Origin of the sequence: Streptomyces sp. NPDC051940 (assembly GCF_040680895.1) — a bacterium.
Classification (GTDB): domain Bacteria; phylum Actinomycetota; class Actinomycetes; order Streptomycetales; family Streptomycetaceae; genus Streptomyces.
This window is the reverse complement of sequence record NZ_JBFAXR010000193.1, coordinates 1-12,262: the sequence shown is the minus strand read 5'-3', so window position 1 is coordinate 12,262 and position 12,262 is coordinate 1. Positions and strand designations below refer to the sequence as shown.

Here is a 12,262-nt window from a genome sequence, read left to right as displayed (position 1 = left end):
CGCCATTCTGTCGGTGGCTACCGGTAGACTGGGCGGCATCCGCCACTTGCGGAACATGTCGACCGCTGTACCTCATGATGCGTGGTCACCCGGACAGTCATCCGACAGTTCAGGAGCGTGGCCCCACCTGTGCCAGAAAGGGCGCTTCGTGGCCGATTCCGGCAACCCCAACGAGTCCATCCCCGCCAACGCCACCCCGGGCGAAGCGTCGTACGACGCGAGTGCGATCACCGTGCTCGAGGGTCTCGACGCGGTGCGCAAGCGCCCCGGCATGTACATCGGCTCGACCGGTGAGCGGGGTCTGCACCACCTGGTCCAGGAGGTCGTCGACAACTCCGTCGACGAGGCCCTGGCCGGTTACGCGTCGACGATCGACGTGACGCTGCTGGCGGACGGCGGTGTGCGTGTCGTCGACGACGGCCGCGGTATCCCGGTCGGCATCGTGCCGTCGGAGGGCAAGCCGGCGGTCGAGGTGGTGCTGACGGTGCTGCACGCGGGCGGCAAGTTCGGCGGCGGCGGTTACGCCGTCTCCGGCGGTCTGCACGGCGTGGGCGTGTCCGTGGTGAACGCGCTGTCGACGCGGCTGTCGGTCGAGGTCAGGACCGACGGCCACCGCTGGACGCAGGACTACAAGATGGGCGTGCCGACGGCGGAGCTGCAGCGTCAGGAGGCGACGACCGAGACCGGTACGTCGGTGACGTTCTGGGCCGACGGCGACATCTTCGAGACGACGGAGTACTCGTTCGAGACGCTGTCGCGGCGTTTCCAGGAGATGGCGTTCCTGAACAAGGGCGTGACGATCTCCCTGACGGACGAGCGGGAGTCGGCGCGGCAGACGGCCGGCGCGGACACGGCGGAGGGCTCCGAGCAGGACCAGGTGCGCACGGTCCGGTACCACTACGAGGGCGGTATCTCGGACTTCGTACGGCATCTGAACTCGCGCAAGGGCGAGCCGGTGCACCCCACCGTGATCGACTTCGAGTCGGAGGACACCGACCGGAAGATGTCGGTGGAGATCGCGATGCAGTGGAACACCCAGTACAGCGAGGGTGTGTACAGCTTCGCGAACGTGATCCACACGCATGAGGGCGGCACGCACGAGGAGGGTTTCCGGGCGGCGCTGACGGGGCTGGTCAACCGGTACGCCCGGGACAAGAAGCTGCTGCGGGAGAAGGACGACAACCTCACGGGTGAGGACATCCGCGAGGGTCTGACGGCGATCATCTCGGTGAAGCTGAGCGAGCCGCAGTTCGAGGGCCAGACGAAGACGAAGCTGGGCAACACCGAGGCGAAGACGTTCGTGCAGAAGGTGACGCACGAGCGCCTGACGGACTGGTTCGACCGCAACCCGAACGAGGCGGCGGACATCATCCGCAAGTCGATCCAGGCGGCGACGGCCCGGGTCGCGGCCCGTAAGGCGCGGGACCTGACCCGGCGCAAGGGGCTGCTGGAGTCGGCGTCGCTGCCGGGCAAGCTGAGCGACTGCCAGTCCAACGACCCGACGAAGTGCGAGATCTTCATCGTCGAGGGTGACTCCGCCGGCGGTTCCGCGAAGTCCGGCCGTAACCCCAAGTACCAGGCCATCCTGCCGATCCGCGGCAAGATCCTGAACGTGGAGAAGGCCCGGATCGACAAGGTGCTGCAGAACACCGAGGTCCAGGCGTTGATCTCGGCGTTCGGTACGGGTATCCACGAGGACTTCGACCTCGAGAAGCTCCGCTATCACAAGATCATCCTGATGGCGGACGCCGATATCGACGGCCAGCACATCCAGACGCTGCTGCTTACCTTGCTGTTCCGGTTCATGCGGCCGCTGATCGAGGCGGGCCACGTCTTCCTCGCACAGCCCCCGCTGTACAAGATCAAGTGGTCGCGGGACGACTTCGAGTACGCGTACTCCGACCGTGAGCGCGACCAGCTGATCCAGCTGGGCCGGGCGGCCGGCAAGCGCGTCCGCGAGGACGCGGTGCAGCGCTTCAAGGGTCTCGGTGAGATGAACGCCGAGGAGCTGCGGATCACCACGATGGACGCGGACCACCGGGTGCTGCGCCATGTGACGCTCGACGACGCGGCGGCCGCGGACGATCTGTTCTCCGTCCTGATGGGCGAGGACGTCGAGGCCCGCCGCTCGTTCATCCAGCGCAACGCCAAGGACGTTCGTTTCCTCGACATCTGAGTCGGCCCGGCCGGCCGGTCCCCGCTGACCGGCCGGCCGCCGTAGGTTCACCAGACAAGGACTGAGATCAAGCATGGCCGACGAGAACGGCGAAAACCCCACCCCCGCTGCCGAGGACCTCAACGAGAGCGGCGCCCTGCGCGTCCAGCCCGTCTCCCTCGAGACGGAGATGCAGCGCAGCTATCTCGACTACGCGATGTCCGTCATCGTCTCGCGTGCGCTGCCGGACGTCCGGGACGGCCTCAAGCCCGTCCACCGCCGGGTGCTGTACGCGATGTACGAGGGCGGCTACCGTCCCGAGCGCGGCTTCTACAAGTGCGCCCGCGTCGTCGGCGACGTGATGGGCAACTACCACCCGCACGGCGACTCCGCGATCTACGACGCGCTGGTGCGCCTGGCGCAGCCGTGGTCGATGCGGATGCCGCTGGTCGACGGCAACGGCAACTTCGGCTCCCCGGGCAACGACCCGGCGGCCGCCATGCGCTACACCGAGTGCAAGATGGCGCCGCTGGCGATGGAGATGCTCCGCGACATCGACGAGGAGACCGTCGACTTCGGGGACAACTACGACGGCCGCTCCCAGGAGCCGTCCGTCCTCCCGGCCCGCTTCCCGAACCTGCTGGTGAACGGGTCGGCCGGCATCGCGGTCGGCATGGCGACGAACATCCCGCCGCACAACCTGCGCGAGGTCGCCTCCGGCGTCCAGTGGTATCTGGACAACCCGACGGCCTCCCCCGAGGAGCTCCTCGAGGCGCTGATGGAGCGCATCAAGGGCCCCGACTTCCCGACCGGCGCGCTGGTCGTGGGCAAGAAGGGCATCGACGAGGCGTACCGTACGGGCCGCGGCTCGATCACGATGCGGGCCGTGGTGTCGGTGGAGGAGATCCAGGACCGGCAGTGCCTGGTGGTCACCGAGCTGCCGTACCAGGTGAACCCGGACAACCTCGCCAACAAGATCGCCGAGCTGGTCAAGGACGGCAGGGTCGGCGGCATCGCGGACGTCCGCGACGAGACGTCCTCGCGTACGGGCCAGCGGCTGGTGATCGTGCTGCGCCGGGACGCGGTCGCGAAGGTCGTGCTGAACAACCTGTACAAGCACACCGATCTGCAGACGAACTTCGGCGCGAACATGCTGGCGCTGGTCGACGGCGTGCCGCGCACGCTGTCGCTGGACGCGTTCATCCGGCACTGGGTGACGCACCAGGTCGACGTGATCGTCCGCCGTACGACGTTCCGGCTGCGCAAGGCCGAGGAGCGGGCGCACATCCTGCGCGGCCTGCTGAAGGCGCTGGACGCGATCGACGAGGTCATCGCGCTGATCCGGCGGTCCGAGACGGTCGAGGTCGCCCGTACCGGCCTGATGGACCTGCTCGAGATCGACGAGATCCAGGCGAACGCGATCCTGGAGATGCAGCTGCGCCGGCTGGCCGCCCTGGAGCGGCAGAAGATCGTCGCGGAGCACGACGAGCTGCAGGCGAAGATCAACGAGTACAACGCGATCCTCGCCTCGCCGGAGCGGCAGCGGCAGATCATCAGCGAGGAGCTGGCGGTCATCGTCGAGAAGTTCGGCAACGACCGCCGCTCGGCGCTGATCCCCTTCGACGGCGACATGTCCATCGAGGACCTGATCGCCGAGGAGGACATCGTCGTCACGGTCACCCGCGGCGGCTACGTCAAGCGCACCAAGGCCGAGGACTACCGGGCCCAGCGGCGCGGCGGCAAGGGTGTGCGCGGGGCGCGGCTGCGCGAGGACGACATCGTCGACCACTTCTTCGTCACCACCACGCACCACTGGCTGCTGTTCTTCACGAACAAGGGCCGGGTGTACCGGGCGAAGGCGTACGAGCTGCCGGACGCGGGCCGCGACGCCAAGGGCCAGCACATGGCGAACCTGCTGGCCTTCCAGCCGGACGAGCACATCGCGGAGATCCTCGCGATCCGCGACTACGAGGCGGCGCCGTACCTGGTGCTCGCCACGAAGGCCGGCCTGGTGAAGAAGACGGCGCTGAAGGACTACGACTCGCCCCGGCAGGGCGGTGTCATCGCCATCAACCTGCGGGAGATGCCCGACGGCTCGCCGGACGAGCTGATCGGCGCGGAGCTGGTGTCGGCCGAGGACGATCTGCTGCTCGTCAGCAAGAAGGCCCAGTCGATCCGGTTCACCGCAACGGACGACGCGCTGCGGCCGATGGGGCGTGCGACCTCGGGTGTTAAGGGGATGTCGTTCCGGGAGGGTGACGAACTCCTCTCGATGAATGTCGTCCGGCCAGGTACGTTCGTGTTCACCGCCACCGATGGCGGGTACGCGAAGCGCACGAATGTCGACGAATACCGCGTCCAGGGTCGCGGTGGTCTGGGTATCAAGGCCGCCAAGATCGTGGAGGACCGGGGCTCGCTGGTGGGCGCGCTGGTGGTCGAGGAGACCGACGAGATCCTCGCCATCACGCTCTCCGGCGGCGTCATCCGTACACGGGTCGACGAGGTCAGGGAGACGGGCCGTGACACCATGGGCGTCCAGCTGATCAACCTGGGCAAGCGGGACGCCGTGGTCGGTATCGCCCGCAACGCCGAGGCCGGGCGCGAAGCTGAAGAGGTCGAGGACGCAACGGAAGGAGCGTCTGAGACGTCGAACGGGGCAGAGGCTGCCGGTTCGGCGGCGGAAACGGGCGACGAGACGTCCGCCTGACCGCCGACGCATAGCGTGTGAGGGAGTAGGACGTGAGTGGAGCCACGGGCGCCGGGGCGGGCCGTAAAGGGGCCGCCGCCGACGGGTATGTCCCCGCGGACAGCCCGCCTGGTGAGGACGACGGCGCCCGTGGCCCCGCCGCGTCGGGAAGTCAGGGGGGCACCGTGACGGACACCCGGCCTTCGGGCGGCACGAAGCAATCCTCGGCCTCGGGCGAGCGGGACGCGGCCCCGGCCGACCGCACCCCGGGCGAGGGCGCCCACCGGGCGCGTACGCAGGAGCGGCAGGACGCCGAGCCGCGCAAGGGCGCGGAGGCGCCCAAGGGCGCTGAGACGCCCGCCGAGGCCGCCGCGGCGGGGCCGCTGCCGCCACCGCCCGTGCACCCGCCGACGGTCGCGGGCCCGCACCACCCGCCGCAGGCGTACCAGCCGCCGGCTCCGGCTCCCGCGCCGGCTCCGGCGCCCGCGCCCGCCCGTGGCCGGGGCGGCTCCGCGCAGCGGGGTCAGGGCTCCGTGCGCCGCTCGCGGACCGGGGCGCGCACGGTGCCGCGGACGCGCAAGGCGCGGCTGCGGGTGGCGAAGGCCGATCCGTGGTCGGTGATGAAGGTCAGCTTCCTGCTGTCCATCGCGCTCGGCGTGTGCACGATCGTGGCCGTCGCCGTGCTGTGGATGGTGCTGGACGCGATGGGCGTGTTCTCCACGGTGGGCTCGACGATCGCGGAGGCCACCAGCACGGAGGGCTCCACGGCCTTCGACCTCGAGGCGTTCCTGTCGCTGCCGCGGGTGCTCACCTTCACGGCCGTGATCGCGGTGATCGACGTGGTCCTGGCCACAGCCCTCGCCACCCTCGGCGCGTTCATCTACAACCTCTCGGCCGGTTTCGTCGGGGGCGTCGAGCTGACACTCGCGGAGGACGAGTAATCCCAGCTCACACCCCCTGTGTGAACCGATTTTGGGACTCGGCCCCTGGTGCGCTAATCTTCAGGGGTCGGCAGGCGGGTATAGCTCAGACGGTTAGAGCGCATCCCTGATAAGGATGAGGCCCCAGGTTCAAGTCCTGGTACCCGCACCGCAGTGAAGGCCCTCAGCGTGTATCGCTGGGGGTCTTCGGCTTGTGCGGGTGCGCCGTGGCCCGCCGGTCGTGGGGGAACGGGTGTGCGGTAGCGTTCGCGGCCACGAGCGGGCGGGGGATGACCGTCCGCGGGGAGGAGTGGCTCGTATGGTGCGCGGAGCACGTCACAGGCGTTCGGTGAGGGGGCGCGTCGTCGCGGGCGGCGCGGTCGCCGTCGTCGCGGGGATCGCCACCGCCGTCGTGGGTCTGTGGCCCGCTCAGGCCGCGTGGACGTCGGGGTACCGGGTGTCGCCCAGCGGCTGGACCGCCACCGACTCGCCCCAGGTCTCCGTCGACCGGCAGGGGGACGCCCTCCAGGTGTGGACCGCGTGCGACGCGGCCGCCTCGAGCTGCTACCACCAGGTGCAGGCCAAGATCAAGCGCGCCGACGGGACGGTGACCACGCAGCGCACCCTCTCCCCGCTGGGCGCCGTGGCGAACTGGCCGCAGGCCGACTCGGACGACGACGGCGACTCCGCCGTCGTGTGGGAGCAGGACGGCCAGGTCGTGGGCCGCCGTATCTCCGCCGCCGGCAGCCTGGTCGGCTCGCTGCGGCAGCTGTCCACCTCCGGCCCCGCGACCACACCCGCGGTGGCCGTGGCGCCCACGGGCACCGCGATGGCCGTGTGGACGGAGATCCGCGACGGCAGCTGGTACGCCGTGGCGCGCAAGTTCCTGCCGGACGGCACGGCCGGCCCGGCCATCACCCTCGGCAACTCCTCGGGCGAGATGACGGCCATCGGCGTCGACCGCAGCGGCCGGTTCGTCGTCGCCTGGGTGAACGGCCAGAGCGTGCTGGGCCGGCGGATCGGCGCGGACTCCACGCTCTCCGCCACGAAGACGCTCACCTCGGCGATCGAGGCGTACGCCGGATTCGGCCGGCCGCGCGTCGCCGTGGACCGGGACGGGGACGCCGTCGTCACCTACCGCTCCGGCGGCGGCACCCTGCCCCAGCTGTGGGTCTCGCGCTGGAGCCGCACCGGCACGCTGCAGAACTCGCTGCGCGTCTCGGCCAGCACCGACAACGTGGGCAACCACAGCACGGTGGCGATGGACCTCGACGGCGACGCGATGATCGTGTGGGCCAAGCGCGGCAGCGACGGCAAGCTCGTGCTGGCCGGACGCAAGCTCACCGCCGCCGGCAGCCAGGGCGTCATCCACTCGCTGGGCTCGGGCGACCGGCCGGACATCGCGCTCGACGACGACGGCGACGGCATGCTCGTCTACCACACCCCGGAGGGGCCGTACGTCACCCAGAAGGTGAGCGCCCGGCTCGTCGCCCGGGACGGCGTCTTCGGCGCCGTGCGGACGGTCACGTCGACCGACGGCCGGGTGCCCCAGGTGAGCGCCAGGCCCACGGCGCGGTTCAACCTGGTGTGGCAGCGCCAGTCCTACCCGTACTCGATCTTCGGGGCCGTCGGTCCCTGATCCGCCCGCGGGGGTCTTCCCCGGGGGTCCGGGAGCGGCTGCCGTGCTGTGTATCATCGGGGCCGGAAGGTCCCAATTGCCTATCGAAAAACGAGGTAGCGCGGTGAAGAAGCTGATCCTGGTCGCACTGGCCGCTCTGGGCGGGCTCCTCGTGTACCGCCAGATCCAGGCGGACCGCGCCGAGCAGGACCTGTGGACGGAGGCGACCGACTCGGTGCCGTCCAGCTCGGGCGTCTGATACGAGGGTTTCCACGGGCCCCGGCCATCCGCGACTGCAAGCGGAAGGCCGGGGCCCGTTGCGTTCCGTTCGGCGGCGAAGGCCCTCCGGCCCCGTGTGGAGCGGGTGTTGCCGCTGTTTCACGGCTGTGACAGCAACCCCCTGGCGTTTGCTACTGCACACCTCCTAGGGTGCTGTACGTCACGACGTCATCGAGGGGGACATGACATGCGAGGACTCCACCGGCGTACGGCGGGAGCCGTCGCCGGCGCGCTCCTGGCGCTGGCCGCCGGTCCGCTGCCGGCCGCCCGCGCCGCCGCGCCGGCCCAGGACGGCCCGCCGCCGGCCGACAGCTCACTGGTGATGGTGCTGGACTCCTCCGGCTCCATGCGGGACGACGCGGGCGGCGGGCAGACCCGGATCCAGGCCGCGCGCGACGCCATCGGCAGCGTCGTCGACAGCCTGCCCGACGGCTATCCGACCGGACTGCGCGTGTACGGGGCCGACCGGGAGAGCGGCTGCACCGACACCCGGCTGGTCAAGCCCGTCACCGCGCTGGACCGCGCCGGCCTCAAGGAAGCCGTCGCAGCAGTGAAGCCCAAGGGGGACACCCCCATCGGCCACTCGCTGCGCCAGGCCGCGAAGGACCTGCCCGAGCCCGCCGCGGGGACCGTGGGGCACCGGTCGATCCTGCTGATCTCCGACGGCGAGGACAACTGCGGTACCCCGCCGCCCTGCGAGGTCGCCGAGGAACTCGGCAAACAGGGCGTCGACCTGCGGATCGACACCATCGGCTTCCAGGTCCGCGGCAAGGCGAGGAAGCAGCTCGAGTGCATCGCCGAAGCCGGCCACGGCTCGTACTACGACGCCCCCGACGCCGCCGCGCTCGGCCGGCAGCTGCAGCGCGCCGGGCAACTCTCCGCCGACGCCTACCGCTTCAAGGGCGAGCCCGTCACCGGCGGGCCGAAGGCGGAGGACGCCGCGGACCTCGCCGGGCCCGGCCAGTACCTCGACAGCATCGGACCCGGCGAGACCCGGTGGTACAGCGCCGCCCTCGACGCCATTTCCGCCGCCGACTTCGGCGCCACGGCCGTCCCCAACCCGGGCGTGCCCGTGAAGTACGGCGACGGCATCCGGCTGCGCCTGCGCGCCACCGACCCGTACACGTCCCAGTGCGACGCGCAGGACGACAACGTCCAGCAGGAGGAGGGGGCGCGCGTCCTGACCAACGCGGTCAGCCGCATACCCAGCCCCGACGGCGGCCAGGCGTGCGACAAGGCGGGCCGCTACCTGTTCTCCGTCGAGCGCGTCACCTCGCCCGGGGCCGACCAGGCCCGCTGGCCGCTGGAGTTGCGCCTGGGCGTCGAGGCACCGCTGAAGGCCGGTGTCACCCCCGCCCAGTCGGAGACCGAGTACGCCGATATCGCCCTGCCCACCGCCGCGCCCAAGGACGTCGAGGGCGGCACCGGCTTCAACGACGCCCGCGCGCTGACCGCCGGCGTCTGGCGCGACCGGCTGCTGCCCGGACAGACCCGCTACTACAAGATCCCCGTCGGCTGGGGCCAGCAGCTGCGCTACCGCGCCGAGTTCGCCAACGAGCCCAAACTGCAGGAGGGCAGCGGCGTCTCGTCGTACGTCGACACCGACCTGTACAGCGAGGGCCGCGGCATCGTCGGCGACGGCCCGTACACCAGCTCCCGGAGCTACTACGGCGACCCCGTCGCCACGGACCTGGGCACCGTGCCCGTCAGCTGGACCAACCGCTGGGAGTCCGCCGGCACCGTCCGGGCCGTACGCCACCAGGGCGACTACTACCTCACCGTCCGCCTCGGCCCGAACGCCGCGCGGTTCGCCCAGAACGCCGCCATCGGCGTCGTGCTGCGCGTCGCGGTCGCCGGCGAGGCGAAGGCCGGGCCGCAGCACAACGCCCCGGCGCTCGCGCAGCGGAGCGATAACAAGGCGGGCAAGACCGCCACGGCGGTGCAGGGTTCCGGCGACGATGGCGGGAACCTCCCGCTGGTCGCGGGAGCGTCGGGCGCCGCCGTGCTGGCCGCCGCAGCCGTCGCGTACATCCTCGTACGGAAGAACAGCAGGAACAGGGGGACACAGTGAACGGGAAGAAGGCCGCAGCCACCGCGGCCCTGGCACTGGCGGTACTCGGCGCGGGTGCGGCGCCCGTCGCCGCGCAGGAGGAAGCCGACGCCAAGGCGTACCGCACCGCCGAGGGCGCCCAGCAGGTCAAGGGGGCGGCGAGCAGCGCGGACGGGCCCATGCTCGAGGCCGGCACGACCTATCTGGACACCATCGACCCGGGCGAGGAGCTCTACTACAAGATCACGCTGGACGCCCGGTCCAGCACCTACGTCGCCTTCGTCGCCATACCCGACCCGGACGACAAGGTGGCGTACGGCGACGGCTTCACCGCCTCCGTCCGCGCCGCCGACAACACCGAGTGCGGCGGCGACGAGGAGAAGTTCGGCCTCGACAACCGCTCCCGGCCCATCGCCGAGGCCGTCGGCCGCCGCATCGGTCCCGACGAGGACTGCCAGCAGGCCGGCGTCTACAACGTCGTCATCAAGCGCACCTCCGACCCCACCTCCACCCCGAACCCCTGGAAGCTGGAGATCCGCCCCAACGCCGAACCCCCGGTGAAGACCGCGCCCGGCGGCGAGGCGGCGACCTGGCCCGAGGCGACGCCCCCGCCGAACGCCGCCTCCGAGACGAAGCCGATCACCGGCGGCTCGGGCTTCTCCACGGCGGCCGGCATGTACGACGGCGTCTGGAAGGACAAGGTGCTGCCCGGCCAGACCCGCTACTACCGGGTCCCGCTGGACTGGGGCCAGTCCCTCACCACGTACGCCGAGTTCGGCACCGTGCCCGTGACGGACGAGTCCGCGTGGCTGGGCGACGCGGTGTCCGTGGAGTACTACGCCCCCAACGGCTGGCACGTCGGCGGCGAGGCCGAGGGCTACAACGGCCGCGAGCAGTCCCAGGTGGTCAACTACACGCCGCGCATCGACTTCAAGAACCGCGACAGCGACGACGTCAACGCCTACAAGTACGCCGGCTGGTACGTCGTGGCGGTGCACGTCCACAAGGACGTGGCGAAGTTCGTCAAGGGCGCCGTCCCCGTGACCCTGCGCACCAGCGTCAAGGGCAAGCCCACCGAGGGCCCCGTCTACGACGGCGACGCGGTGAAGGCCGGCTACGCCGTCGGCGACGACGACCGCGACGCGGCCCGCAAGGGGCTCACCGCGGCGCAGGCGGACGAGGGCGGCATCAGGACCACCCTCGGCTACGTCGGCATCGGCGCGGGCGTGCTGCTGCTCCTCGGCCTCGCCGCGTGGTGGCTCCTCGCCCGCCGCCAGGCTGTGCCCGCGCCTGCGGGCACGCCTAATCCGTACCAGCAGCAGCAGCAGCCGCCGGGCGGCGGGTACGGATATCCCCAGCAGTAAGGGGAGCTTCCGGGGGCTCCGCCCCCGGGCCCCTGGGGGGAGGGTGGTCGGGTTGGTGGGCGGCCCTCCGGTGAGACGGGTTCCGGGGGCTTCGCCCCCAGACCCCGTCGGGGGGTGGATGGGTTGGCGGGCTGTGCTTCCGTGCGGGCGGAGGTTTCGGGGGCTCCGCCCCCAGACCCCCCAGGGAAGGGTGGTCGGGTTGGCGGGCGGCGCTCCGGTGAGACGGGTTCCGGGGGCTTCGCCCCCAGACCCCGTCGGGGGGTGGATGGGTTGGCGGGATGTGCTTCCGTGCGGGCGGAGGTTTCGGGGGCTCCGCCCCCGGGCCCCCGGGGGAGGGTGGTCGGGTTGGTGGGCGGCCCTCCGGTGAGACGAGTTCCGGGGGCTTCGCCCCCAAAACCCTGGGGTGGACAGTTCGGTTGGTGGGCGGCCCACCCGTGAGGCGGGTTCCGGGCCTCGCCCCGGACCCCCGTCGGGGAGGGTGGTCGAGTTGGTGGGCGGCCCTCTGGTGAGACGAGTTCCGGGGGCTTCGCCCCCAAAACCCTGGGGTGGACGGTTGGGTTGGTGGGCGGCCTCCCGTGAGGAAGGTTTCGGGCTTCGCCCCCAGACCCCCGTCGCGGGGGGTGGTCGGGTTGGCGGGCTGTGCTTTCGTGCGGGCCGTTTCGGGGGCTTCGCCCCCAGGCCCCCGGGGCGGTCGGCCGGCTTAATCCCCGGGGGCGGGTTTGCAGGTTGGTCCCCAGGGGGCGTGTCCGTGGGCCGGTCCCACCGGGAGTCCCCGCTGGAAGGTGCTCAGCCCGTGGTCAGGGCCCAGGTGCCCAGTGCGAGGCATAGCAGCGCCACCAGTAGTAGCGGGAGTGCCACCTTTGCCGACGGGCCCGGTTTGTGTGGTCGGGGGGATGGGGCGGGGGGTGTCTGCTGGTACGACGTGTACTGGCGGGTGGGGCCCGGTGCGGGCACCGGGCCCGTCGGAGGTGTTGGGTCCTGTGCGGCCGCCGGGGCCGAGGTGGGTGTGGGGGTTGGTGGCGTCTGCTCGGCGGTCGGGGGTGGGCCGTACGTGGGAGCGGGCGTCGACGCCCCCTGCGACGGCGGCGCGAGTGGGAAGCTTCCCGTGGGTGTTGGTGGGGGCGGGCCGAAGCCCGCGGCCGCGGGTGGGCCGTCCGCCGCGGAGGTCCCGGGTGTGAGCGGGCCGTCCG

7 protein-coding genes and 1 tRNA gene are annotated in these 12,262 nt (G+C 71.4%); all 8 read left to right on the top strand.

Annotation, left to right across the window (positions count from 1 at the left end):
* Positions 1-127 precede the first annotated feature (127 nt).
* The 8 genes from gyrB to AB0M28_RS37960 all read left to right on the top strand — a co-directional run bounded on the left by gyrB (position 128) and on the right by AB0M28_RS37960 (position 11,072).
* Positions 128-2,176, top strand: coding sequence for a DNA topoisomerase (ATP-hydrolyzing) subunit B (gyrB, locus tag AB0M28_RS37995; RefSeq protein ID WP_365414973.1), 2,049 nt, complete (start codon positions 128-130; stop codon positions 2,174-2,176).
* Between the two features lie 73 nt (positions 2,177-2,249).
* Positions 2,250-4,862, top strand: a complete 2,613-nt coding sequence (gyrA, locus tag AB0M28_RS37990; protein ID WP_365414971.1) for a DNA gyrase subunit A — start codon at positions 2,250-2,252, stop codon at positions 4,860-4,862.
* A gap of 164 nt (positions 4,863-5,026) precedes the next feature.
* Positions 5,027-5,782, top strand: a complete 756-nt coding sequence (locus AB0M28_RS37985; RefSeq protein WP_365414969.1) for a DUF3566 domain-containing protein — start codon at positions 5,027-5,029, stop codon at positions 5,780-5,782.
* 74 nt (positions 5,783-5,856) lie between these two features.
* Positions 5,857-5,930, top strand: a tRNA-Ile gene (locus tag AB0M28_RS37980).
* Between the two features lie 180 nt (positions 5,931-6,110).
* Positions 6,111-7,400, top strand: coding sequence for a hypothetical protein (locus AB0M28_RS37975; RefSeq protein WP_365414967.1), 1,290 nt, complete (start codon positions 6,111-6,113; stop codon positions 7,398-7,400).
* A gap of 103 nt (positions 7,401-7,503) precedes the next feature.
* The gene (locus AB0M28_RS37970; RefSeq protein ID WP_365414966.1) at positions 7,504-7,638 is read left to right on the top strand and encodes a DLW-39 family protein; all 135 of its coding nucleotides are present in this window, start codon (positions 7,504-7,506) and stop codon (positions 7,636-7,638) included.
* A gap of 207 nt (positions 7,639-7,845) precedes the next feature.
* Complete coding sequence (locus AB0M28_RS37965) at positions 7,846-9,729, top strand: VWA domain-containing protein (protein ID WP_365414964.1); 1,884 nt, start codon at positions 7,846-7,848, stop codon at positions 9,727-9,729.
* Positions 9,726-11,072: a hypothetical protein gene (locus AB0M28_RS37960; protein WP_365414963.1), complete on the top strand. Its 1,347-nt coding sequence runs from the start codon at positions 9,726-9,728 to the stop codon at positions 11,070-11,072. Before AB0M28_RS37965 ends, AB0M28_RS37960 begins: the two co-directional genes overlap by 4 nt.
* Positions 11,073-12,262: the final 1,190 nt, after the last annotated feature.

What these genes read in the sequence shown, in the direction of transcription:
- gyrA (WP_365414971.1), top strand. Translation starts at nt 2,250, where the DNA reads ATGGCCGACGAGAACGGCGAAAACCCCACCCCCGCTGCCGAGGACCTC.
- AB0M28_RS37965 (WP_365414964.1), top strand. Translation starts at nt 7,846, where the DNA reads ATGCGAGGACTCCACCGGCGTACGGCGGGAGCCGTCGCCGGCGCGCTC.